Origin of the sequence: Streptomyces tubercidicus (assembly GCF_027497495.1) — a bacterium.
GTDB lineage: Bacteria > Actinomycetota > Actinomycetes > Streptomycetales > Streptomycetaceae > Streptomyces > Streptomyces tubercidicus.
In genome coordinates this window covers 6896313-6921558 of sequence record NZ_CP114205.1, presented here as the reverse complement: position 1 = coordinate 6921558, position 25246 = coordinate 6896313, and the positions used below count along the sequence as shown (strand labels likewise).

Below are 25246 nucleotides of genomic sequence, written 5' to 3'. Positions count from 1 at the left end.
TCAGGAATCCTGCAGGGCACGGAACGAGTCGAACCAGACGGTGGTCCGCCCGGTCCTGCCGTTTTCCTCCCTGACCGTGCGGTTCGCATACAGCGGGTTGAGGATCCACGGCTTCTTATCGGCGCCCCAGCCCGACTCCATGGACTCGATCTGCACCACCCCGTACGTGGCCACCGCGAGCTTCCCGGTCTCCCGGAACATCCGCACCTGCTGCGTCAGATAGTCCTTGTGGGACGCGAACCACGGGCTCATCGCGAGGAAGTCGTCCCACTTCTTCTGAGGGAAGGGCTTCTCGATCGCGTTGCCGATCACCTGCCATACGCGGGTGTTCGGTGGCACCTCGTACTTCTCGGCGTAGGCGGCCGGCACCTTGTCGTCCATGTGGTTCTCCCAGTGCTGCACCAGGGAGAACTCCGTGGCGAGGAACTTCTTGCCCTGGTCCAGGCGGGACACGACGTACTGGACGTACCTGCCGGCCGCCTGCAGGGAGTCGACGTGCGGATGGATGTCGAGGCCCTCGATCTCCGGCTTCCTGTTGACGAAGGTGACCCAGCGCTCGGTGGCCTGCGTACGTCCTTCCTTCGCCTCCAGGCGGTTGAGAGCGCCCATGTACAGGCGGGTCCGGCAGCCGTGCGGGAACTTCTTCCTGCGGTAGGCGATGACGTGCTCGGCGACGTGCTCGTAGAACACATTGAGCCGTGCGTCGCGCTCGTCCTTCCTGGTCTCCAGCCAGGGCTCGTTGCCGATGGTGAGGATGTCCATCTTCCCCATGACGGCGTCCAGCACCCGGTCCACGCGCTTCAGCTGCGCTTCCATCTCCTTACTGCCCACCTTGGGCAGCGACTGCCCGAGACTCAGGAAGGGGAACTTCAGCGAGAGGATCGTCTTGAAGCCGTTCCCGCTCGCGTCGAGCAGCCTGGCGAGGGCCCGCTGCCGGCCCGGGTCGTGGGTGTCGAGGTCGTCCGTCATGGGGACGAAGCCGCGCACCCACTTCGCCGAAAGGGCCTTCACCTGGGCGAAGTTCATGTCGGACGGGTCCTCGTTGAAGTTCACCCCGAGCGCACCGTTCGGGGCCTCGCCCGTGGGCGCACCGCCGCTCTCGGCATTCGGCTGCACACTCCCCTCCCCACCCGACGGCTTACCCGCCGTGGGAGTGCACGCCGCTGTGAGGAGGGCCGCGCCGGACACGCCCAGCAGCCGACGACGCGAGGTCGGCCTCGCGAGGGACGGCGTACCGCACGTGTCAGGCCGCGCGGACGACTCGTACCGCATTGCTGTTCTCCGATTCAGATGACGTCGTACCGGCCGTCGTCCCCCGGCGTCGTCCGTGGCACGCTGGCCAAACGGAGGCCACTGAACTCCCTTTGCCGACAGGCAGCTTCATCCTCCATGCAACGCCCCGGCCGTTGATTCATGCATCATCAACGTAACTCATCGGCACGAGAGCACGGGCTCGGCCCCGTTCCGGATCGGCGTGCCACCGACGACCCGTTCCCGGCGGCTGATGGCGCGGTGTCCACCTTGGGAAATCTGGTGAGCAGAACGGTCAGCCCGCCCAGGAGCCCGACGGCGCCCGCCACCCAATATGCCGCGTGGAAACCTGCCAGCTGATCGGCTGGATGTGTGGCACCGCCGCTGACACCGGCCGAAACCGCAACCAGGATCGCCAAACCGACGCTGTTGCCGATCTGCTGCGCGGTCACATTGACCGCGCCAGCGACTCCGTGCTGGTGGAGTGGCAGGCCCTCCAGAGTGGCGGCCGTCATCGCGCCGAAACCCAAACCCTGGCCGGTGCTCATGACCACGATGCCGGGGAGCATGTGCACCCAGTACGAGCCGTCCTCAGGTGTGCCCGCCCACAGGGCGACACCGCCTCCGATGAGCAGCAGACTGGCAGCCATCAGGGGCTTGTAAGCCGCCGGCGACATCAGACGTCCGGCGATCTGCGAGCTGATGATCACGACCACGCCCACCGGCAGGACGGCCAGGGCAGACTCGAACGCCGAGTAACCGAGTACCCCTTGCGCGTACAGCGGCGAGAAGAACAGCAGCCCACCGGCGCCGGTGTAGAAGACAGCACCGGTGAGGGAGGCGGCCCTCACCGGGCGGCTGCGGAAGATGCTCATCGGAAGCAGCGGCTCCGTACGCCCCTTCTCCCACACGACGAAGCCCGCCAGCCCGATCACGGCCAATACCAGTGAGATCAGGACCTGTGCGGAGCCCCAGCCGACTTCACTGCCCTCGCTCACGCCGTACACGACCAGGCCGATGCCCAGGGTGACCAGGATCGCGCCCGGGATGTCCAGGGGGCGCGGCTGGCGCCGGCCCGCGGGAAGCAGCGCCCGGACCGCTGCCAGGATCAGAACTCCGGCGAGGACACTGACGGCGAACACCGAGCGCCAGCCAAGGAAGTCGGTGAGAGTCCCGCCGGCAACCAGCCCGGCGCTGAAGCTGGACCCGCCGGTCGCCGCATAGACCGCCAGCGCCCGGTTCCGCTGCGGTCCTTCAGGAAAGATCTGGCTGAGCAGAGCAAGCGACGCAGGGCCGGACAGTGCTGCACCGATCCCCTGCACCGCACGAGCCGCGATCAGCACCCCAACGGTCGGAGCGAGCACGGCCCCCAGCGAAGCCGCGGCGAAGAGCGCGACCCCCACTGCGAAGATCTTCCTAGGGCCCAGGACGTCCGCGATCCTGCCCCCGAACAGGAGGAACCCGGCAAAGGCGATGGAATAGACGGTCATCGTCCACTGGAGCGTGGAGCTGTCAATGTCGTACTCATCGCCGATGGAGGGCAAGGCGGCATTGATGACCGCAACCCCACTGGTGTCCAGCGCCAGCGCTCCGGCAAGGAGAACCAGCGCCCACCGGCGTCGGCTTTCAGGGAGGCCGGAATCCGGCGCTCCCCTCTCTAATTCCGTGTCGTGAAGTGTCACTTCGTACTCCGATGGGTCACCCAGGAAACTGTTGGAGTTTCGGTCAGGACGGGCCGCGAACCAGGCGAAAGCCAGCGGCAGGGCAGGGGTGATCGGCGCGGCGCCGAGGTTCCGGACCGCGCCGCTAGCGACTGCGCGCCGCGGTGCTCGCTTACGGCAAGGGCGAGGAGACCGATGGGTCAGAACGCCCATGGACCGATTGTCGAACCCTGACGCCAGCGTCAAGGTCAAGCGGCTGAAGCAGGTTCTACCGTGCGGTCCCGAGCAGTTCCGCCAACCGTCGCGCCAACTGGTCGCGCACTTCCGTCAAACTGCGCACTCGCTCATCCACCACAGCAAGACGACGCTCGTACAAGGCAATGGCATCTGAACAAGGCTCGGATCCCTGCAGATCGCCATCCAAGCAATGCCCAACCGCGGCAACGCTCGCCCCGTCCAACCCTGAGTCCAGCAACGTACGGATGTTCCGCACCCGAGCCACGGCGGCATCGTCGAAGACCCGGTAACCATTCGGCCCCCGACGGGACTCCAGCAAACCCAGCGACTCGTAGTAGCGGATCGCCCGCACCGTCACCCCACACCGCTGCGCCAGCTCACCGATCCTCATGCGGCCACCCTATGGATGGGCGCCAGCAGACGGCTGCGCGGGGAGGAAGAGGCGTTGCAGCGGATGGCGAAGAACCACGAGGAGAACGAGGACAGAACGAGGACTTCAACGACGCTCTGATCAAGGAGCAGAAGCCGGAGAGCGAGTTCGGCGGCGAGGTGCGGGTTCTGAAGTCCGTGAGAAAGTGACACGGCCCGCATCACGGCGGCGTGCGGCGACCGTACAGCGAGGTTGCAGGGCCGCCACAGCAGCGCAGTCTCGGCAGCCAGAGTCGAGTGTTTGCGCCGTGTCGGTTTCGGCGCCGGCTCGGCTCCGGCTCGACGTTTCGACGGCCAACTGCCTGCACCAAGCCCGAGTTCAACCGTATGACCGCGCCTGACCCACAGATACCCCTTCACTGACATAGGAGAGAGTCCGTGTCACATCCCGACGCGCCGGAACCGGTACAGCCCATCCCCGCCACTGCCGAAGAGGCATTGGCTGCCGCTCGCGCCCGATTCGAAGTACTGGATCTGGAAGGAAACCCGGCGCCGTTGTACGTGGTGGAGTTCGACATCGGCTTCCTCGTCCACGCCGTTGTGCCCCCACCGCCGCCCGGCACTCAGGCGCCGTTGGGTGGCAGTCACATGGTGATCTCCAAAAGCGACGGAGCCGTCACCTACGTCCCCAACTTTCCGCCGGACTCCGCGATCGAGCTGTACCGCAGCCTGCGCCGGCCCAATGGCTAGGACGGCCACCTGAGGGCTGCTGGACGGGTTTGGACCAGATGTCTGCTACAGCGCTGTGACACAACAGAGTTCAGGGATCTGAGGGCCGATGGGGAGGCTCTGGCATGGGCATGGCTCTGCGCCGACGCAAGCCGGTTAAGCACTCACGAGGCTTCGAATGGCGCCTCCGGCAGCAGCAGAGAAGCAGGGCCCTTCCGCTGGCGGTGAGGCGGATGCGGTCGGTCGGCCCACAGGGCCGGGACAACACGAACTTCATAAGAACAACGGGGGTCTTCGTCGTGGCTTTGATGCTGCCGAACGCACTTGAGTGGGTTCTCGAATGTGTGGCTTCGACTGGCCCACAAAGAATTCGGCCTTCCGGGAATCGACTTTTCGGTCATGCGCGAGAGCAGCAGGTACGCCATGTACCCGCACATGGAATTGTGAGGTCTAAGTGTCCAGCAAAATTCGTACGCGAAGAGGCGTGGCGCGTTTCGAGCCTTCGGGCGGACGACGCCGGTGCGGCCAGGGGCCGCTGCCGGGCGCGCTCCGCGGCCCTCGGCCGAGGGAGCCTTGGTGCAGGCGGTCTGATGCGGGCTCCCTCGGCCGAGGGAGCCTTGGTGCAGGCGGTCTGATGCGGGCGCCTTCGAGAGGCTTCGGGCCTTTGAGGCCAACGGTCCGCAGTGGGTGGGTGTCAGTCGATCGGGTGGGCATCGGGCCCGGGGGCTTGTGGAGCCTGTGCGGCTTCCGGCTCGGGCTCGGGGGTCTGTGCGGGCTCCGGCTCGGCTGCCTGGGGGTCGGGTACGGAGCGCCGAGCGGTCGTGGCACAGGGCTGCGCCGGGGCCGGGCGGATCTGCAGCGCTTTCACACCGCTTTCCGAAGCAACGAGGAGGATGCCCTCGGGAGAGAGGTCGGTTGCTGTGAAGGGCGTGGCGGAGATCAGGGCCGTGACGCTCTTCTCGTCGCCCTTCTGCTCGCCGCGACGCCAGACGCGTACAGAGTCGGCGCCACGGCTGAACCCGAGCGGCCCCGTGACGCGCTCGTCATCCGAGGGGCGCTGGATCCGGGTCGGGTCGGCATCGATGACCGAGCCAGTGGCGAGGTCCTGCACCAGCACGGCGGGGGCCTGGGGATCGCCGGTCTTCAACGGGCTTGAACCCGGGGTGCCTTGAGGAACCACACTCAGGGCGACCGCGAGCGGGGCCTCCTCGGCGCTGTCCGACGCGGCCGCGGACGGAGGCAGTTTGCCGACGGTCACGGCGCCGACCCCGGCGACCCGTACGCTCCACAGGGTGTGCCAGGGAAGCTCGGGCACCATGCGGCGCAACACCGCCGCGTACTCCGGCAGTCCGTCTTCGACGAACGCGGTCTCCAGGAGCGCCGCTCGAAGGACGACAGGCGCCTGGGTGCGGGTGAGCAGCGGGGCCGTACGCAGATAGGTGCGCGCCGGTGCGTCCAACTGCTCCGGGGGTACGGCCTCCACCGCGGCACGCAACCGCACCGGCTCGGCGTGAGCGAACAGGCCGGGGTCGGTGAGGAGCCGGGGGAGCAAACCGGCCTCCAGGGTGTGTCCCGCGATGTGATCGCGAACGTACGCCCCTGCCTTCGCCCAGTCCTGATGAGGTACGGCCTTCAGCAGCTCCATGGCGATACGCGCCTGAGCACCCGGAATATTCGGAATGCCTGCCCGAACGGCCTCGCCGATGCCCGGGTGCTGCAATCCAAGGAGCGTCCGCTCGTCCTCGGGGATGCCTTCGCCGGCCCTTTCGATCTGGCGGATGAAGGGGGCGACGAGCCGCATGCCCCGCGCCATGTCCTCGCTCATGTTCCGCTCGGCGACGGCGGAGGCGAGCGGGGTCAGCAGGTGCACGGGCAGGCCGTCGCCCTCGGCAAGGGCAAGGGGCGCGAGGATCTGCCGCAGGGTGCGGGGGTGGGTGTCAAGTCGCTCGGCGTGCAGATCGAGCACTTCGCCGACGCTGCCGGGCAGTCGGCTGGCAGCCGCCGGGTCGAACCCCTCCGGGTGCGTCAGGATCGACTGCACGGCGAGATGCACGGTCAGGCGGCTGCCCGCACCGTCTCCCGCCTGCCGGGCGATCGCCTCGGCGAGCGCGCGTCGAGCGTCAGGCTCGGTCGTGAACGGCAGCTCCGGGGCACCGAATTGGGGATTGAGCAGCGCCTCGGCCTGCAGCACAAGCCCTTCGGGGTCGGCCCACTCGGGTGCGTCGAGGTCGATGATCTGGGCCACGCCGGGCGGCAGGCCCTCGGCGAACTCGACGGCGGACTCCCGGGGCACGTCGGCGAGAAGGCGTATGGACTCGACGGCGGCGAGGGGCTTCAGCACGTCCCGCACCACGTGCGCGGGCTCACCCGTCCCCCGCACCGGACCGGCCCGATCCACATCCGGCACCACGATCGTCACCGGCCGCCCGGACAACGGGAGTTGACCGAGTTCGGGAACGATGTCGGCGGTGCGGGTCGCGGACAACTCGAAGTGATCGGCGAGCAGCCACAGGGTCTGCGCCGCCGTCAGCCCGGCGACGCTCGGCACCGCGGGTGCGGGCAGGTCCGGAGGCACGGTCGCCGGATCGAGCGCGTCCAGCTCGACCCCCTTGCGATACTCCGGGTCGCAGAGCATCAAGAACCCCGTGAGCAGCCGCGAACACCCGGTGCCCGGACTTCCGGTCAGGATGACGACCCGAGGCGCACCCGGCCGCTCCATCCGCCACGCGGCGAGCGCGCGCAGCGCGGCATTGCGCCCCCCGATGTAGGGGTGGGGCTCATGGGCCTTGGTCTGTTCTGGGGCCTGGGTCGGGCTGGCCATTATCTCCCCGTTGTCCTGTCCGTCCGGCACCGTCAAGTCGTTTTGACCGTACGCCGTTCATCCTAGGGCGACCCCGCAGCCGGACGATTCCCTGACGGTGATGATGTCCGAGGTACGGCCCTGCCGACACCTGGGGCACCATCGCCCGCACCTACATCCGCCTCACCGACGACCGGCCGCTTCCCGCTGCCATGCAGGACCGCCTGGTCGCCGAAGCCGACGCCCTGACGACTCGGTTTGGCCACGGCGGAAGTCACGCTCGCCACCTGGCCGAGCCTCCGCGGTGACTGGACCCCCATAGTCAATCCCACGCTGTTCGAGGTCACCGGTCTCCACGCCGCACTGTCCGTCGCAGCCGATGCCTTGCATCTCGCGAACCAATTGGCGGATAACTGAGCCCACATCACTCGGCCAGACCGTCGAGCGCTGGCCTGCCCCCACTGACTCACATGGGGGCAGACCAGCCGATTTGAATGACGCGAGACCGCTGCCGAGGAGAAACCAATTGAGCCCGCCCGGGTGGCATGGGCACAGCCCTCGTAGTGCCTACCAGCGGTCCTTCATCGGGGTGGCCCGACAGAATGACACCCGCGGGTCCGAGCTCTTTGAGGCGTCGGGTCACCGGGTCGAACGAGGCGCGGGCCGCGCCGGCGGTACTGCGGGCGACGATGACGCGGAGGCCGATGTCCCGGGCATAGGGAAACAATTCGACCAGTGCTTCGAGGGGATTGCCGGAGGGGAGTGCGACGAGGTCGTAGTCGTCGATGACGATGAAGATCTCGGGGCCGTGCCACCAGTTGCGGGCGCGCATCTGCTCGGCGGTGACCTCCTCCGTCGGCATCCGGGCTTGGAGGATCGGGACGAGGCGCTTCAGGCCGTCTTCGAGCGATGCCGAGGCGGGAGCGTAGTGCAGCACATGGTCCTCCGGAAGCTGTCCGTGCAGCCCCCGTCGGTAATCTCCGACGACCGCCAGAGCTTCATGGGGCCGATGCCGTTCAGCCAGCCGCCGGGCGAGTAGGCGCAGCAGCGAGGACTTCCCGGACTCGCTTTCGCCGTAGAGCACCAGGAGCGGATCGGTGTCGAAGTTGAGGTAGACCGGCGCAAACGCTGTTTCGTCGAAGCCCACAGCGAAGCCCAGATCAGGTGTTTCGCTCGCCTTGGGGAGGGCGTCCACGTGCAGGCGGTCGGGGAGCATGCGTACGGGTGGGCACACCGGCCCGTGCCAGTGGGATGCGATGGCCGCGATCAGCTCGGCGGAGCTTTTGGCGTCATCCGTAGGGTCGTGTATGGCATGCGGGCAAATGGCTCGCGGCAGTGCGGCCACGTAGTGCAGGCCACCTTGGGCGAGACCGTGTCCGGGGCGGGAGGTGGGCACGTTGCGGGCGCGTCTGCGGTCGTGTTCGGAATCCAGGGGGTCGGCCATCCGAAGTTCCAGCCGGGTACCGAGTTGGTCTTTCAGAGCAGGGCGGATCTCGTTGTACCGACCGGCCGTGAGGATGACGTGAATGCCGTAGGCAAGTCCTCGAACGGCCATGGCTTCGACGTCCGCGATCAGCTGTTCCTGCTCCCGCTTGAAGGTGCCCCAGCCATCGATTACCAGAAAGACATCGCCGAAGAGGTGATCGGCGTAGTGCCCCACGGCCCGTCGTCCGCGGTAGGTCCGGATGGAGTCGATGTGATGGGCCCGGAAGAACTCCTCCCGCTCGTCGAGGATCTCCCGCATCTCCGCGACGGTCCGTCGCACCTTGGCCGCATCCAGTCGGGAACAGACGCCCCCCACGTGCGGGAGGCCGGCCAGAGAGGACAGGCTGCCGCCTCCGAAGTCCAGGCAATAGAACTGCACCTCGCGGGGCGTATGCGTCAGAGCGAACGCCATGACGAGGGTACGTAGCAAGGTGGACTTCCCCGACCGTGGGCCACCGACCACCACGGTGTGGCCCTGTGAACCGGAAAAGTCGCAGCGAAGGGTTTCGCGGCGCTGCTCGAACGGCACGTCGGCGATGCCCAGCGGAATGACCAGGGACATCTCCCGCCACTCGACAGGCCGCAGGCCCCGTTCGGACGTGACCATCAGCGGGGGAAGCAGATCACCGAGGGAAGGGGACTCTTCGAGCGGGGGCAGCCAGACCTGCTCTGCCGCCGGTCCTTGGTCCCGAATCCGCTCCACCAGAATGTCCAGTACGGAAGGGCCTGTGCCACCTCCCTCTGGCGGTGCCTCATCATCACGAGTCAGGCATCGATCGGCGCCCTCGATGATGGACTCGGCAGTGAACAGCATCGGGGAGAGGTCTGCCCGACCGCCGGAGGCGGTGGTGCTCCGGGGGCGGTAGAGGCCAGAGACGTAGGCGGCCTTGAACTGGGTCAGGGCTTCCGTTCCATGACTCAGAAGGCCCGCTCCAGGGACGTTGGGCAAATGGTATGCGTCGGTGGCGCCGAGGGCGATGCGGGACTCTTCGGCCGAGAAAGTGCGCATCACCAGTCGGTAGGACAGGTAGGTGTCCAGGCCACGCAGCCGGCCTTCATCCACCCGCTGTGAGGCAAGCAGGAGATGTACGCCGAGCGAGCGGCCGATGCGTCCGATCTGCAGGAATACGTCGATGAACTCGGGCCTCGCTGCTAACAGTTCGCTGAACTCGTCCAGGACGATCAGCAGCGTGGGCAGCGGCTGCACCGGTGCCCCTGCTGCTCGGGCTCTCTCGTACGCGCCGATACCGGCGAAGTTGCCGCTGGAGCGCAGCAGTTCCTGACGGCGCAGCAGTTCACCGGTCAGGGCGTCCTGCATGCGGTCGACGAGGGTGAGGTCTTCGGCGAGATTGGTGATGAACGCAGCGACGTGCGGTAGGTCGGCCAGGCCGGCGAACGTCGCGCCGCCCTTGAAGTCGGCCAGGATGAGGGTCAGGGTCTCGGAGCTGTGGGTGGTGGCGAGGCCGAGGACGAGGGTGCGGAGCAGCTCGGACTTACCGGAGCCGGTGGCGCCGACGCACAGGCCATGCGGCCCCATACCTCCTTGGGATGCTTCCTTGAGGTCGAGAACAACGGGATTTCCGTCGCCGTCCACTCCGAGCGGTACGCGCAGCCGTTCCTGCACAGTTCGATGCCGTGACGATGGGTCGAGGGTCGTGGGGTCCTCGATGCCCATGAGCTCGGTGAAGCCGAGGTTGCCCAGCAGAGGGTCTTCGTCCTCGTCGTGGCTGGTCCGCAGCGGGGAGAGGGCCCGAGCGAGTGCCGTAGCTTCGACTGCGCTGAGGGTGTCCGGATTACCCGTGTACGTGGAGCCGGAATTGGAGACGAGGGTCAGGGCATTCGGCTCGACAGCCATACCCGGTCGACGGTCCACTCGACGGACCCCACCCCCGGATGTACAGCGTTGTCGCTGGCCGCCGACGGTCGTTTCGAGTTCGATGACGGTCACGCCCAGAAAACCATCCCGGTCGAATGGCCACGGGAATGTCGTCGTAGGGCCGGGATCCAGAAGGATCACCACATGGGGTCGGTCGAGCAGCGGCTGAGCATCCGACGCCCAGGAGGGGCGCGTGGAGAAATCCGCAGAAAAGTCCTCTTCGAGGTCGTTGAGCGAGGAATAGATCGGCAGTCGTTGCGCACGTCGGCTGCCAGCAGCTTCCCGCTCGGTGGTACGGGCATGCGGCAGCCACTTGATCCACTCCAATTCCGCGGCCGTCCCCGGAGCCTTGACGACCGCGATGCGCACATCGTCCGGTGAGTGCAATGCCGCCAGCTGGCAGACCAGCGACCGAATCGTCCCCTGGACGGTGTCGGTGTCACCTCTGATCGTTAGCCGTGGAAACGCCCGCAGGGATAACGCCAGGGGCAGCTCGTCGAGGTACTCGTACGCTGCAACGAAGTGTCGCAGTGCATGCGCGGACAGCGGCTCCCAGTCCTCCGCGGGTTCCGCCTGCGGCACCACGAGACGGGTCGCGAGGGGCTGCGGGCCAAGCCCAACACGCACTTGGGCGAAATCGTCGTCCCCAGGCCGTCGTTCCCACAGTCTCTTGCGTTCGGCGATCACTGCCCACAGCTGTCCTGGCGGAGGGAATGTACGGCATTCGGCGAGGCGCTGAGTGCGTGCCGTGTCCCGCACTTCCTCACGGGTACGGGCCAGGTACTTCAGGTAGTCCTGACGCGCCTCACGCACACCTGCTGCCGAGCCTCGCCGAGCACGCACGAACTGAGCTATCCCCATGGTCACGGCTGAGACAGCCATGATGCCGCCTATGACCTTCATGAATGGCGGTGAGCCAGGAAGGAGGAAATAGACCGCGCTGCTGCCCATTCCCACCATGGGCAGCAGCGTCAGCACGACAGATCCGCCCTTGCCATCAGGCAGCGTGGGCGGTGCCTTCAGCTGGAGCTCCCCCATCGGGTGATCAGGGGGCGTCGCGCGCGGAGGGCGCTTGATGGTGACGGTCGCCAACGGTGCCCGGCTACTGCCCGAAGGGAGGGCCGGGCTGCTGCCCGCCCAACAGAGAGGGCGGCGGCACGACAGGGCGCCGGCGCCTGACAAGGACCACCGCCACCACGGCCAGGAGCCCGAGCACCACTACGCCGATGACACCCCAAACGACGTACGCCGACCAGTCCTTGCTGGAAGATGCGTCTGGATCGGCCGAGTCAGAGGGGGTAGGTGCCGCTGCCGACGAGGACGCTGACGGAGCGGGGAGCGGGCCATTCTTCGACCCAGCGGGAATGTCCTCGGTCAGGGCACGGTAGGGGCGGATGAAGCCATAGCCGTATTGCTTGTCGGGAAGCTTCGCCCTCCTCATCGACTCCGGCAACTTGGCTGTTTTTACTAGGCGGTTGACGATCTGCCCCGCCGTGAGGTCCGGGAACTTCGAGCGAAGCAGCGCGGCAGCTGCCGATACGTAGGCAGTGGAGTTGGAGGTTCCTGTACCGCTTACATATCCGTGATCTCGACCCGCGCCGGGGATTTCAACACCTGGTGCTGCGAGCAAATTGTTCGACCCGTAGTTGGACTTCTCCCAGATCTTCCCCGAGGAGTAGACAGCCCCTGCTGAAATCACCCCAGGGGTACTTGCGGGAAATTCCGGCTTGGCAACGCCGTCATTGCCTGCTGCAGCAACAAGTACGGCATCTTTCTGGCGCGCGTACTGAACGGCATCATCCAGATCAGTAGGCCTGAATGTGTCTCCCAGGGACAAGTTGATGACGGATGCCCCATGGTCAACGGCATAACGGATCGCTTGCGACACAGGGGTTTCCCCCTTACCGCTGCCAAATTGCAAGTCCTCGTCTGTATTGACGAGCAGAGGAAGAATCTTTGCGTCGGGGGCAAGTCCCTTTATACCTGCCGCGCCCCTCTGACCATGGCCGTGGCCTGCGATCAAGGAAGCCATGGCCGTGCCGTGCGAATATTCTGTTTCGCGGTCAGCGCGACCACCGCCCTTGAGAAAATCCTTCCCCGGCAACACGTTGCCCACGAGATCGGGATGGGTACCGTCGACGCCTGAGTCCACGACGGCGACGGTCACCCCCCGACCTGTGGATACCTTCTCAATCGAAGCGGCATCGAATGTTGACAAGGCCCACTGACGATCGCGAATGGAATCCGCGGCTGCTGGAGGTGCTACATGCGCGAGACTGACCACGCACAGCAGCGCCGTCCCACCTGCCGATCTCATCCATCGCTTGATCGTCATGCCTTGCCGCTTCCTTCCGAACTGTCCGGCCCCGCCTCATGGCTTCGCTGTTCCGGCGAGTCAGCATCATCAGGATCCTCAGAGGGAGAGATGCCGATAACGCCTGGCACAACGTCTCGCTGCGAAACCCAGGTCTCCTCGTCCTCGACCAAATAGTCAGGGCGCGAAGACTGTCGCCTTTCCTTATCGCCGCCGGAGGTCCGTCCGCCGGGTGGCATGCCGACCGGACCGCGCGTGAGAGGCGAGCTTGCTGGACCGTTGTTCAGGGCGCCGCCACGGCTGCGATGCAATCCGGAGCCGCCTTGTGCGCCCCGGCCCGGTGCACCCGGCTTACTCGGCTCCCCGACGACACCACCGGGACGCCGCGCCAACCCTCCCTGACGGTCACGCACACCGCCCTTACCAGACGCACCAGGACCCGCGGTGCCACCTATCGGCGGCCGCCCTGCCTGCCCCGGCTGGCCAGGAGCACCCGGGATAGCGGAACTTCCCGCACCGACGCGGCCGCCCCGAGGTGTGCTCGGACTGTTCGGTGAACCAGGGCGTGGCGTTCGACCGCCCAGAGGACCACGTCCACCCACCATGGGACCGCCGGGTGGCACAGCTGGCGCACCGGTGCCCCAACCGGCGTTACCAGGAGTCTCTCCGACCACCGGCCCGCCGGGGCCCGTGCCGGGGGGAGTGGCGGGATTGGGCACACCACCGCGGACTCCGTCCAACGCCGTGCCCGGACGCGGCGCTTTCGGGGGCGTGGGAGTAGGTGTCTCAGGACCAGCAGAGCCCCCCGAGGCTCCGCCACCCCCGGGAGACCGGGGGGAAGAGATATTGCCCGCAGACGGCGCACTGCCAGCCGCCTTCCTGCCTGTTGTGCTCGGGCCAGCCTTGCGGGGACTCACCACAGCTGGAACGACGGCAACTGCCACATCTGGCGGCGGCACCATCGAATCCGGCGCAGAAATGGGCTTCTCTGGAGTTCGGGGCGGTGGGACCGCCCCCAGCTGATTCCCCTTGACGTTGTACGAGGCCCCGAGCTTCTCCATATGGGCAGCCGCCTGTAAGGCGATCTCCCGCCCACGGGACAGCGTGCCCTGGTGCTTGTCCAGCGCATCGCTGGTGTTCATGCCGTTGGCGAGATCCTGCTTCAGGGTGTCATCGCTGCGAGCACCGAAATCGCCCAGCCAGTCCGCACCGTCCCGGACCTTAGAGCCGATAGCTTGGAGGATGTTGCCGTCTTTCGATGCGGCCTCGGAGTCCTGCAAAGCCGTGACGGCCCTTTGGGCATTGTGAAGGTCGATCGCCGCGGCTTTCAGAGTGTGCGACGTATTCTTCGCGTACAGAGAGCCGTTCGCGAGGCTCACGCTCAGAGTCTTTGCCCGTTTCTCGAAGGCTTCCGCCGCTGCGCCGTGCCAGTACTCGCGGACATCCGCCACGGCCTTGTCCAGCAGATCCTTCACACTTCCGTCCGGTGCATCACCGGCAAGCTGGTCGTGCACGAACATCCAGTGGTCGGCGATCTCATCGACCTTGTCCGGCTGCGCGTCGCGCACCATGGCTTTCAGCGACTCAAGCGTATGGCTTGAGAAGTTGGTGGAGTGCCCACCCCCGCTACCCATCTCATTCCTCCCCGTTGCGCCGGCTCACCTGATGAGTCGGCGGCAGCCTGCCTCAGCGCATGGACTGGCGGACCTCTTGCTCACGACTGTCGTAGTCGTCGTGCACGGTCCTCGACTTCTTGCCGGCGTCGGCAATCATGTGCTTCAGCTCGGCGACCATGGCGGCGATCTCCCGCTTCATCTTGCTGTGCGCATTCCGAAGCTCAGCCTCCTCGGCAAATCCCTGGCCGAGATACCCCTCCGGCAGCTCCGTCTTGTACTCCGCGGTGGTCCCGACCCCATCCATGGTGTCCACAAGCGAGTTGAGCCGCGTGATGACTTGCTGCAGCGCACTCAGATCGACTTGGTATTCCTCAGCCACCTGAAAATTCCCCCCGGTGTGACGCTCAGGTCCCTGCCAGGCGCTGAGGCCCGGCAACAGGTCCATACAATCCCCCATCAGAACACCAGGTCAACTGGCTATCTGCAGGGGACAACGAAGCCAGAGATCTGTCCTGAAAGTGACGCCGATCTGGCCGACGCAGCACACAGACACAGGCTCACCAACCGTCCCTTGCCTCATGGGGCATACATGCGCATCGGAGGCCAGCGAGAACTACCGTGTCCTGATCCGGTGACCTTGGACGCGGTCACCGTATCGGCGCCGCATCACGGGAACTTGAGATCAGTGCAGCCGTGACGCTTAGCGGACTGCGTCGCAAAGAGTTTGAGGGCTGCCTTCCTCGCACTTGGGCTCGCCGGACCAACCCCGCTGCCATCTCCACTAACGCTGACAACGGTATACAACGCGGTTCCGCTGCTGGGACACTGAGCTGTCGCCCAGTACATGCTGTGGGGCGCTCCGCCAGCACGCTGGTCCAGCTTGATATCGCTGCCGAATAGCGCTACGTGAGGAAAGGCGACAGCGAAGGGGCCGTAGTAGGCGCCCAGGCGCGTCTGCGCCGTGCCTTTGGCTTCGGTGGCTAGCTGGTAGCAGTCTTCAATTGGCGCATCTGGATCTGCTGCGCTTTCCCACACTGCACTGTCGATTCCCTTGCAGGTGCCACTTACATGACCGGCGGCAACGTCCTGGTACGCCGATTCTTTCGGCACCCGGTCGATGGAACCCCCCACACTGGCCTTGCAGTTCCATGCCTTGGCCGCATTGACGGCTGTTTTTGTAGCGGTTCTCGCAAGGCGCGCCCGCTGAGTATCCCCCGTTATGGGTTTTCCGTCCCCCGACATCGCCTGGAGAGTGACGATCAGGTCTGCCTGCTTCGGGCTGCTCCGCATATTTGAACAGGGCATGTCGAGAATGGCGATGTCCGGCCCGTCGGGTCGTCGCCTATCTATCACACCTTCCCATCCATGACCTATCGGAATTGCCATTCCGGTGTTATGATGACTATTCATGCGCCCTGCCGCAAACAATGACCCCGAGGAATTACTGTTCCAGTCCAGTGAGATGATGAGGCGGCCATCACCCTCCGGGTTTTTTACCAGGCATCGGTCAATGCGACCGGGCGCAGTAATTGAGTCACGGAAATGTGCATACGGCTCGCCATGTATGCGGTCCGCCCCCAGAATTTCCCGAACCTCTGTGGTGTCCACTACCCCTTTACAGGCATGCGAGAGTGAGCGGCTGTCTTGCCAGCGGTCGTATATGCCGCTCAGATAGAGAAATCCAGGTACGGCCACGGCTACGATGAGAGCAAAGGCTAGCCATTGCTTTCTCCACGTCAGGATCTCCCGTGGCTGGATTTCACTTGTACCACTTTCGGCCGGCGAATCCTCCTTGCTCAACTGTTGTTCCCTCCCCGAGCCAGAGAATTTCCGCCGAATGTTCGACCGGTCTGATAGGTGTTCTGCGTGCGCATCTGGACACTGTCAGTTGTGGCGGAGTCTTCGCTGATTCCGCGTTCCTTGTACCATTGAGCGATCATGGAATTCAGAGCCGCTCGGCCGTTCTCGGTATTCTCCTCGATTTTGCGAGCTCCCTCGATGTTGCTCGCGGAGTCCAAGTGCTCCTGCCATGCAGTAGCGCCCACGTCAGAGATTCGAACGGCCACGTCGCCGATTACCGGGATCTTGGTCACGCTTCCAGCAACGATGTGATAGCCCGCCTTCGTCTGCCACTTATGCGCGGCGGCCTCATCTTCCTTGCGATCGAGAATTACATCGCCCTGCACTTCATCGATGGCCCCCATCGCCTTGGCGGACTTCTGCATAATGTCCTCGGCGTCGGCCGCACTCGCGTCTGCCGGAAGGCGAGACAATTGCTGCGCTATGTGGCCGGTCTCGGTTGAGTGCAGAACGTGGTAGGCGGCTGGGTCGTCCGCCACTGCACGCATAACACGGATCAGAGAGCCGGCAGGTACGCCCATGCGGATATCTCCCGGCTGATGTCCGCGAATTCTGCTTAGTGCCTCATCTTTGGCATTGTCATCCCCATGTGCCCACACGCCAGAGCTGTCCGCACGCTTTGATCCGTCCTGCACGCCGGTGAGAATTTCGTGCGTATCGGCGACATAGTCTCCGAGCGCATTGGCGATAGGACGGTGCATACCCTCCGGCAGCTTCTCGTTCTTGATCCCCTCGTCTAACATCTTGATGCTGTCATGCATGATGCGGGCCTGGGGCGCGGTGTGGTCACGTACCAGGTCCTCCTGCCCGGGCCGATGCCCAGTGGCGCCTGCTTCGATGGCCAGCGCGAGGGAGTGGTGACCGGTCTTCCCATCGAAGCGATCCGTCGGCCACTCTCGTCGATCTACTAGGTACTTGAGGTTCTGGTTGTCATTGTTCTCGCCCGGATCAAGGAACTGGGTGGCAGCAGTGGGGTTCTGTTCCAAAGCATCCATGAACCCCTTCATGGGGTCACTGCCCCCTCCTTCACCCGAATAGTCGAGCCTCGGCATGACGGAGTCGGGTGCCCACAGCAGCTGCGGCGTCAGTGACTTGTGGGAACGTTCGAAGCTCACCAATCCTCGGCCGTAGTCGTTGAGGAAGTCGGTGTCGTAGCTGCCGCTGCGCATGAGGCTGCTCATGAGCTGATAGCCCTTGGCGCTCGGCCCGATCTGCTGCGGCCCCAGCTCCAGCATCTTCTCCTTCCACCCGTCCATCGCCGCGCTGTCGCTCTGGGTGGCGATGCCGAGTGTGGAACCGAGGCCGGCCTGCAGCTGCTTGAGGGCGGCGTTACGCTCGCTTCCACGCTCTCCCGAGCCCGGGCCCGATGCCTCACGCCAGAACTCGAGCGCCTCCTTCGGCCCTAGCGTGGTGGCGAACCGCTCCGCGAAGACCATGTCGGTCTTGCGCTTGGAAAGGATCTTCGCCAACCGGTCCAGCTCGTCGTTGGTGAGATCTTCACCCTTCTTGGTAAGTCTCAGAGCCTCGGCCATATCCTTCTTGGCTTCCCGGGCCGAGTCCAACGACGTGTAGATGTTCTTGTTGAAGGAAGCGTTGTTCTTGCCGTTGGAGTCCTGACGCAGCGCCCAGTCCGCAGCTTCGTCCGCTGCGGTGGCATCCCGCAGCACCTTCGCTATGCGCCCTCGAATGGCCTCGACCTTGGCCTTGCGCTCCGGATGGAAGGCATCGCTATATCCGCCAGCCATGAAACCCTGGGTGTCCGGATCGGTATCGATGACCATGCCGTTGTCCAGCACTTGAAGCTTCTCGGCCGGTGCTTCCTCATCGATGATCCGACGGAGCTTCTTCTGCGCGGCGCTGAACTCCGCGTGGGCGTCCAACAATAGGGTCGCAATGGCGTGCGCCTCTTGCGCCGCGGCGGGGTATTGCTCCTTGATCTTCGTAAGCGACAGCTGCGCCTGGTCGGCTGCCTCCCCGTGCCAGTCGGACTTCAGTGGCCTGGTGACACGTCCCTCGAACAGCTCCTGCAGGCCCTGGTACTTCTTGGGCAGCAGCCTCCATTCGTCCGCTGCTGCCTGGAGCTTGCCGAGGTCGGCGTGGAGGAGGTCTGAGAACGCAACCATGATCAGTTCCTCCCACCGTCAAGAGAGTCCATCCTGGACTTCTCGGAGTGGTCTGTCCGCTCGTACGAACTGGTGGTGTTGTGCAGCTTCATGACGGCGTCGGACAGCATCGTGCTCAGATGCACGGACTCGTCCGCCCACCTCCTGTGCAGTGCGGAGAGCCCCTGAGAGCTTTGCCAGCCGCCCAGTGCGCTGGATGCGACATCGGTTTCCGACAGCGCGTGCTGGTCCACCTTGTCGGTATCGCCCCGGAGATCCTCCAGCGCCTTGGCCGCCTTGGTCAGCGCGGCCGTGCGGACCGATGTCTGCCGGGCTCCGCTCCCTGCACCCCCACTTCCCGTGCCCCCTGCGGAGTTGAGCTCCATCGTCACGTTCTGCCGCTTGGCGGCATCTGTGAGCGATCCGTCAGCGTTGTAACGGAACGGATTGAGCTGGCGGTCCCAATCCTGGTCGTAGGTCACGTGCTTCCCCCCGTGGCGGTGCCGCGCTGTGATCACTGTGAACACACGGAAGCAGGAGCCTAGGGCGTCAAGTGGACGGGAGCAATCAGCTCCGGGGCTGATTCGAGCCGACCTGACGTACCCTCTATGCACGGTAATAAGGGCAGGTAGAGCAACCGTCGAAGGCATCCGAACTCTGCCCCCTGCACGAGGACATCAGGCTAAGGGCTGTCCCGTAACTGCTGGTCGCGGGTGAGTTGATATCGCTGTGGCCGGTGTGATCACGGTCCTGGATAGCTACGTTCACAGGATTGAGCCCTCGTCAGTTCGGCAAGTCGATCACCGCGTTGCGGCGAGAGGGTGCGGACCCCGTGCGCAAGTGTCGGCCGTGGAGTCCTCCGTTGGAGGACCGGGTGCTGCTGGTCGCGACGTACTGGCGCACCAACCTGACTCTGCGGCAGCTGGCACCTGTTCGGGGTGTCGAAGTCAGCAGCCGACCGCGTCATCGACCGCCTCGGGCCTACGCCGGCACTGCAACAGCGCAAGCGGTTCCGCAAGGACACCGTGCTGATCGTGTACGGCCCCTGGTCCCCATGCGTGATCACAGCGTTGCCGAGCAGTCGAAGAATTACCGGTACTCGACCAACCACCAGGTTGTGATCGATGCCGACACCCGGCTCGTCGTCGCCGTCGGCCGGGCCGCTCCCCGGCAACCGCAACGACTGCAAGGCGTGGGAACTGTCCAGCACCAAGGACGCCGTCGGCAAAACCACGGTCATCGCGGACGGCGGCTACCGGGGCACCGGCCTGGTCATCGCGCACCGCCGCGAACGCAGCCAGACCGAACTCCCGGCCTGGAGGAGGAGCACAACGCTTCCCACCGCAAGGTCCGTGCTCGCGTCGAGCACACTTTAACGATGGCGAATGGCGCGATATACCAGCGCCCACCACCCTGGAGCCGATACCCGAAAGGCTGCTCATTCGGAATCAGGTCGACATCAAGATCACGGTGAACCGGTACGGCGATCTCACCCTCGACGGCAGTGAGCGCTGCCGTCAGGTCATCGAGGCCACTCTCGGGGTGCCGATGACCAGCGGATTCCCAGGTCCGCCAGCGCCCGTCTTTGGACGGCACCGGGCCGGGCCGGGCTGGCCCGGGAAGTACAGATAGCAGACCCCGTCGCTGCCGCCGACGACCTTGCCGTCGGCGTTCTTGCGCTTCGTTCTGAGCCAGATGTTTTCGTTCTCGCCCAGTTCCCGCTCACCGGCGATGCCGTACATGATCTGGGGGTTCTCCGGATCGCCGGCTACCGCCCGCAGCAGCCACTCCCTCCACGCCCGCGCCTCCTCGCGGTAGCCGGTGCGCAGCGGCGAGGACAGCGTAGTCACGGCATCCCGCAGCCAGGTGAAGCGGTAGTCCCAGTTGCGGACACCGCCCAGGCACTCCAGCAGCGAGATCGTCGGCGTCGGCGCGTACGTCAGCGCCTTGAGCGTGATCAGGGAGCGCACCACCGCGTCGCGGTAGGGGCCGCGGTACGTGCAGTGCTCGACCCACTCGCGCCAGAACTCCTCGGTGGCCTCCAGCGACCCCTCCGCGACGCCGGGTGGCACGTGCACGATGTGCTCTCCTTCACCCGTGCCAGCACCCTGGTGCTCGGCAGCCGCGACGGCCACCACCCAGTGCCCGGCCCCACGGCCCCGGCTCTGCCGGGTGGGGGTGCGGGTGCGGATGCAGGGGCTCGGAGGCAGGGTTCGGACATGGGAGTTCCCGGTTTTCGGCTCAAAAGGGGCGGCCCGATACCAGTCTCGGGCGCTCTCCAGCCTCACCTGTCGCCACGTCATGACCGTCGCCCTCGCGGAGGAAACAGCTGTGCATCCTTTGACCGAGCGCGTTCACCGTGGAGCCGGAACCTGCTCGCCCCAGCCCTCGCCGGCTGCCGGGACCACCCCTGCCAGTGGCTCGCCACTGCAGCTCTGGCTTGGCCATCGGTCCAGGAACGGATCGGTGAGTCGGACGCGAAGGTCGTCTTCGGTTCGGCACGGGCATTGCGCCGGCGGATGGAGGTGGCTATGGCCGTGTTCGGCGCCGGCCCGGTGCCCCTGCCGGGTCGACTCCACGGCGAGTTCATCCCGACGACGGAACAACACCCCGGACTTCGTGGCGGGTTGCTCCTCCGCCTCACGCCGCCTTCCGGAACAGCGTGCGGCTCCGCCACCGCGGGTACCGGGTCCGGCCGCTACACCTTGCCGGCCGGCTCCGGCTCCGGTGCCTTGCCTGGCCAGATGGTCGTAACGATTGGCCAGATCAGGCTGTAGATCAGAATCTTGGTCAGCGGGTTGAGCCAGACCAGCAGCGGCGCGCCCTTGCTCAACCCTCCGACGAGGACGACCAGGCCAATCATCATCGCGGCGCTGATCGCGTACGCGAGCAGGAAAGTGAACCAGGACCGCCAGGCATCGGCGATCGCCTGGCGTCCGTACAGCTTCGGGCGCTCGGGCTTGGGTGCGCCGCCGAAGCGGTGCGCGAATTTCGCGTCGGCCCAGCGCAGCGTGCGGTGACCGTAGACGACGGTGATGCCCAGATACGCGGCGGACAGCCCGTGCCAGATACTCGGCCCGGCTCCGTTTCGGACACTGATCACGGTCGCGGCAAGCAGGACGATGTCGAGCAGCGGAACACACAGGAGAAGGGCGCCGCCGAGTCCTCGCCAGCCGGCTACGTAGCGGGCGGCCAGGCCGCCCGCCAGCATCACCCAGAAGAGAATGTCGCAAATTAAGATGAGGTAAAGGATGGTGCGCCCCCTTTTATTCGTTTCTCTTGTGTCCGTGGTTTCGCGGCCCCTGGCCGGAAAACCCGGGCTTATTATGCCGAGTTGACCACCGAGCGGGGTGCGTATCGAGTCACGGCCGTCGGGGCGTATCCCCGGAGGGGATTCACTCCGCGAGCAGGGTCGTCAGCACGGTCGCCACGGGCTGCTGCCGGGCACTGCGGACCACGCTGCGAAAGGTGACCCGATCCCGTCCGGCGACGGTATCCATGGCCTCGGGTGTCACGTCAGTCCAGAGCTCGTCACCGGCGTGGAGGGGGCGCTGGAACGTGAAGCGCTGGACGGCATGGACCGCGCCGGACGGGTCGAGGCCGAACTCCGGGTCCTCCAGCAGCTGCCAGTAGGCGTGACCTGCCACAATGCCTGCGAAAGTGGGCGGGGCGATCACATCGGGATATCCGGCGGCGCGCGCCACCGCCGGATCGTGATACAGGTGGTTCGGGTCTCCGACCGCCTCGGCGAATTCGCGGATCGCCGCACGTGTGACCTCGTAAGGCTCGGCACCCGGGAACCACTTTCCGAGGTATGAGGTATTCAGGGCAAGGGGACCTCCAGGGCTGTTCGTCAATTACCCAATTCAAGGCGCGCTCCCGAGTTGCCGCGTAGCCAAATCACCAACCCCGGCCCGCATTTGTTACCCCAGACCCATCGGCCGTCCCTCGCGCGGCGACGGGGACGCTGAGCGGGGGCCCTGAGCGGACGCGGCCCCGTTCCGGCGTCCCGCCAAGTGGGGCGCCGGATCGGGGCGTCGCATCACGCCGGTCAGCCCGTGTGGACCTTCAATGCCGTCCGGACGGCGGATTCGAGGGCGCCTTCGATCCAGGCGGGCTTGATGGACGTGTGGTCCCCCGCGAAATGCAGCGGCCCTTCGGATGTGGGGACGTCGGGGAACAGTTCCGTGTGCTGGCCGGGAAAGAGCACAGAAGCCTCACCGTAAGCGTAGTGATCGCGCATCCACGACTGGGTCTTGCACTTGTTGGTGAAGAAGACCTCGCACCGGCGGCCGAAGACAGCCTGCACTCCAGCGAGCGCGCGCAGATACCGCTCCTCGTCGGCGAAGGCGTCCCATTTGAGGGCGTCATCGGACCAGCTGTAGGAGGCGAGCATGATGCCTCCGTCGCTGCCCTCCAGAGGGTGCGCGTGCTCGAAGTACATGAAGCGGTTGGCGTTGTCGCTCACGGAGCCGCCGCCACGGACATGAGCGGCATCCGGTTCACCGCTCACGACGGGCCGGAAGACGGCGAAGCACTTCTTGAGTTCGTCGGGGATCATCACCCCCAGGTCCTTCACGGACTTGTGCGCGCCGAGGTACTTGCCGTGCTTGACCCCGCCCGCCTTGTACTTTTCGTAGAGCTTGTCCTCGATGGAGTTCAGCGCCTCCTTCCACTGCGCCTCGGTGAACTCCCACCAACGGTGGGAGAACTCCAGCAACACCTTGGTCGCGGCGTCGTAGTGCAGTTCCGTGATGGCCCGGCGCTTGCCGTAGGCGAGCGGAGGGTCGAAGGTCACATGGCGCAGTCCGGAGAAGGGGACGGTGATGATCGCCTCGTCACCCTCGAAGACCTCCGTGGCACCCCCCTCGCCGGTCTGGCAGTCCTCGGAAACGGTGTGCACCCTGACCTTGCCGCCGCGGTGTTCGATGCGTAAGGCGCGCCTGTCGAGCCGTACCTTCCCCTTCACAGGTGCGTACAGCGCGTCGGCGAGCCGTGCGGTGCCGCCCTTGATCTCCCAGAACTTGGTCTTGGGGTCGATCAGCGCGGCGGACAGGAAACTGTGCGTGAAGGAGAGGTGCAGCCGGGAGGTCAGGTTCTGGATGGTGCCAATGAGGTCGATGGTCCTGGTGTCGAGCCCGGCGACTTCGGTGAGATACCGGTACATGGACCAGTGACCGTACTTCTTGAGAACCTTGACCCATCCGTTGACGAGAGCGGTCCCCTCCTTGCCCCGGATGAGCCGGTGTGCGGGTTCGAGGGCCTCCGCGAGGATGGCAGAGGCGGTCTTCGTGCGGTTGGGGCCCGTGACACCAAAGGTGTCGTTGATCTTTTCGGGGTTCTTCTCGTAGTCGGCACGGCGCATATGGACGCCATTGACGTGAATCCAGGTGCGGTTGGCCTTCTTCGTCGGGTCGTCGACCTCCACGTCCACCAGGTAGAACTCCTGGAGCGCGAGGTCGAGCTTCTTGATCAGTGCCATCAGGAGCGGGTGGCTGTCGGGCAGCCGCATGGCCCCGGCTTCGGCGTACTGTTTGGGGTCGGCGAAGGGCTGTTCCCCTTTCTCGTGGCCGCCTTTGCGGAACGTCTTGATTCGGCCGCCGACGCGGTTGCCGTTGGCCTCGATCACGACGACATCGTGGCCTGCCCGGTTGAGCAGGTTGGCGGCGAGCAGGCCGGCCGGTCCGGCCCCGACGATCAGGACCCGCTTCGTTGCCTTCGCCCGGCTGGCGGGCAAGCCGTTCTCGATGGCCTTCACGTAGGCCGGGACAAGGGGTTTGTCGTGCCCGTCGTAGACGGCGATGGCGCGGGCGACCGTGGTGTACGCCTTGGGATCGATGCCGGGCAGCACCGTGGCAGGCACCGTCGAGGGTGCGGTGGCAGGGCTCAACGCGGTCGCGGGCGCGACGGAGGCAGCGGTGAGCCCGGCAGCGAGCGCCGAGGCACCGGTCGCCGTGACCACGGAGCGCCGTGAGGGCTGCGCGCCGTGCGACCGAGGCGAGAGGTGCGAGGCACGCGAAGCATCCGACGCGAGTTGCTCGTCGCTTGATGCGTCCGTGTTCTTCGTGCTCGGAATGCTCACGTCTGGAGTGCTCATGTCTTGTGTACTCATCGGGCATCACACTTGGCATACAAGCGGCGCGGAGCCAGTGCATTCACACGGACGAGGACGGTAAACCACTCGAACCGCTACATGACACGGCTCCCTGTCAACGTCCGCACGAGAACCTGACGTTCGCTCCCTCGCCCCTTCCCGAAGCACCTTGACCAGCAGAATGCACCTCGCCTGCGAGGGCCATGATCACCCGTTGACGCCGTCCACCTCACCCCCGGCCAACGCCACGACGGACGGTCCCCGGTGCCCTCCGACACCCTGGACCGGCTCCCTCCGACCGTCACCGCCGCATGCCGACGATCTCAACCTGCGGGCGTTCATCGCCCGCAGGCGTCGGAGGGCCATCGCGGCCGCCTTCGGGTGCACATGCTCAGCGGATTCCCAGCTCCGCCAGAACCCGCCGCTGGGTCGCTGACGGCCTGGCCGGGAAGTACAGATAGCAGACCCCTCCCGAACCGCCGACGACCTTGCCCTCGGCGTTCTTGCGCTTGGTGCGCAGCCAGATGTTCTCGAATTGGGATGCGGGCTCGTATCAGACACCGAGCACGATGACAAACATGCAGGTCAACGGCTTGGTCTCGTTCGCCTCGAACGAGCCCGAGCCGGACCGTGCTGAGTTCGTGCTGACTTCCGCTGCCGCCCCTTCCGGTCCGTTCGGGGGCGTTGCGCTGGATCGGTGCTGGCTTCTGGCGCTGAAGGCCGAACCCTGGACAGCACCGAGACCGACGAGATGCACCTTCTTCACTGTGCGTCACCCCGACGCTCACACCGTCTCACGCACAGACGCCCGCCACGACGGGCCCATGAAGGTCAAGTGGCGCTGTACGGGCC

16 protein-coding genes and 3 pseudogenes are annotated in these 25246 nt (G+C 65.7%); 3 read left to right on the top strand and 16 right to left on the bottom strand.

All coding sequences use genetic code 11. The annotated features are described in order from the left end of the window. The 3 genes from STRTU_RS30260 to STRTU_RS30250 form a co-directional block, all read right to left on the bottom strand. Complete coding sequence (locus STRTU_RS30260) at positions 1-1116, bottom strand: hypothetical protein (protein WP_246241519.1); 1116 nt, start codon at positions 1114-1116, stop codon at positions 1-3. A 305-nt stretch (positions 1117-1421) separates the two neighbouring features. Beyond that, the gene (locus STRTU_RS30255; RefSeq protein WP_246241518.1) at positions 1422-3125 is read right to left on the bottom strand and encodes an MFS transporter; all 1704 of its coding nucleotides are present in this window, start codon (positions 3123-3125) and stop codon (positions 1422-1424) included. Positions 3126-3180: 55 nt separating this feature from the next. Further along, the gene (locus STRTU_RS30250; protein ID WP_159748073.1) at positions 3181-3540 is read right to left on the bottom strand and encodes a MerR family transcriptional regulator; all 360 of its coding nucleotides are present in this window, start codon (positions 3538-3540) and stop codon (positions 3181-3183) included. Positions 3541-3956: 416 nt separating this feature from the next. Between STRTU_RS30250 and STRTU_RS30245 the strand changes: the two genes are divergently transcribed. Continuing rightward, the gene (locus tag STRTU_RS30245; protein ID WP_246241516.1) at positions 3957-4268 is read left to right on the top strand and encodes a hypothetical protein; all 312 of its coding nucleotides are present in this window, start codon (positions 3957-3959) and stop codon (positions 4266-4268) included. A gap of 673 nt (positions 4269-4941) precedes the next feature. Here STRTU_RS30245 and STRTU_RS30240 read toward each other — a convergent pair. From STRTU_RS30240 to mycP, 3 genes are all read right to left on the bottom strand, one after another. After that, complete coding sequence (locus STRTU_RS30240) at positions 4942-7068, bottom strand: ATP-binding protein (RefSeq protein ID WP_174878999.1); 2127 nt, start codon at positions 7066-7068, stop codon at positions 4942-4944. Between the two features lie 445 nt (positions 7069-7513). Next, positions 7514-11500: a type VII secretion protein EccCa gene (gene eccCa / locus STRTU_RS30235; protein WP_159748071.1), complete on the bottom strand. Its 3987-nt coding sequence runs from the start codon at positions 11498-11500 to the stop codon at positions 7514-7516. Between the two features lie 10 nt (positions 11501-11510). Then, a complete protein-coding gene (gene mycP, locus STRTU_RS30230; protein ID WP_159748069.1) occupies positions 11511-12743 on the bottom strand; it encodes a type VII secretion-associated serine protease mycosin in 1233 nt (410 codons plus the stop codon). A 1091-nt stretch (positions 12744-13834) separates the two neighbouring features. Here mycP and STRTU_RS30225 point away from each other — a divergent pair. Beyond that, entirely contained in the window at positions 13835-14323 is a 489-nt protein-coding gene (locus STRTU_RS30225; protein WP_159748067.1) for a hypothetical protein, read from the top strand. A gap of 85 nt (positions 14324-14408) precedes the next feature. On the opposite strand, the gene STRTU_RS30220 is transcribed toward STRTU_RS30225, so the two are convergent. From STRTU_RS30220 to STRTU_RS30205, 4 genes are all read right to left on the bottom strand, one after another. Then, positions 14409-14783, bottom strand: coding sequence for a hypothetical protein (locus STRTU_RS30220; RefSeq protein ID WP_246241514.1), 375 nt, complete (start codon positions 14781-14783; stop codon positions 14409-14411). A 221-nt stretch (positions 14784-15004) separates the two neighbouring features. Further along, positions 15005-16138, bottom strand: coding sequence for a hypothetical protein (locus STRTU_RS30215; protein WP_159748065.1), 1134 nt, complete (start codon positions 16136-16138; stop codon positions 15005-15007). Further along, positions 16135-18321: a DUF6571 family protein gene (locus STRTU_RS30210; protein WP_159748063.1), complete on the bottom strand. Its 2187-nt coding sequence runs from the start codon at positions 18319-18321 to the stop codon at positions 16135-16137. Before STRTU_RS30210 ends, STRTU_RS30215 begins: the two co-directional genes overlap by 4 nt. Before the next feature lie 2 nt (positions 18322-18323). Next, positions 18324-18782, bottom strand: coding sequence for a hypothetical protein (locus tag STRTU_RS30205; protein ID WP_159748061.1), 459 nt, complete (start codon positions 18780-18782; stop codon positions 18324-18326). A 272-nt stretch (positions 18783-19054) separates the two neighbouring features. Here STRTU_RS30205 and STRTU_RS30200 point away from each other — a divergent pair. Continuing rightward, positions 19055-19669 (top strand): annotated as a pseudogene (locus tag STRTU_RS30200) (transposase family protein); the annotation flags it as partial. Positions 19670-19943: 274 nt separating this feature from the next. On the opposite strand, the pseudogene STRTU_RS30195 reads toward STRTU_RS30200, so the two are convergent. The 6 genes and pseudogenes from STRTU_RS30195 to STRTU_RS30170 all read right to left on the bottom strand — a co-directional run. After that, positions 19944-20384, bottom strand: a pseudogene (locus tag STRTU_RS30195) (glycoside hydrolase family 15 protein); the annotation flags it as partial. A gap of 614 nt (positions 20385-20998) precedes the next feature. Further along, the gene (locus tag STRTU_RS30190; RefSeq protein ID WP_218039344.1) at positions 20999-21514 is read right to left on the bottom strand and encodes a hypothetical protein; all 516 of its coding nucleotides are present in this window, start codon (positions 21512-21514) and stop codon (positions 20999-21001) included. 181 nt (positions 21515-21695) lie between these two features. Next, complete coding sequence (locus tag STRTU_RS30185; protein ID WP_159748059.1) at positions 21696-22157, bottom strand: FAS1-like dehydratase domain-containing protein; 462 nt, start codon at positions 22155-22157, stop codon at positions 21696-21698. A gap of 194 nt (positions 22158-22351) precedes the next feature. Continuing rightward, positions 22352-24412 (bottom strand): FAD-dependent oxidoreductase, encoded by a 2061-nt coding sequence (locus STRTU_RS30180; protein ID WP_371873690.1) that lies wholly within the window; start codon positions 24410-24412, stop codon positions 22352-22354. Positions 24413-24785: 373 nt separating this feature from the next. After that, positions 24786-24932, bottom strand: a pseudogene (locus STRTU_RS30175) (peptidase C39 family protein); the annotation flags it as partial. A gap of 15 nt (positions 24933-24947) precedes the next feature. Then, positions 24948-25160 carry a hypothetical protein gene (locus tag STRTU_RS30170; RefSeq protein ID WP_159748057.1) on the bottom strand — a complete coding sequence of 71 codons (213 nt, stop codon included), beginning with the start codon at positions 25158-25160 and terminating at the stop codon, positions 24948-24950. Positions 25161-25246 lie beyond the last annotated feature (86 nt).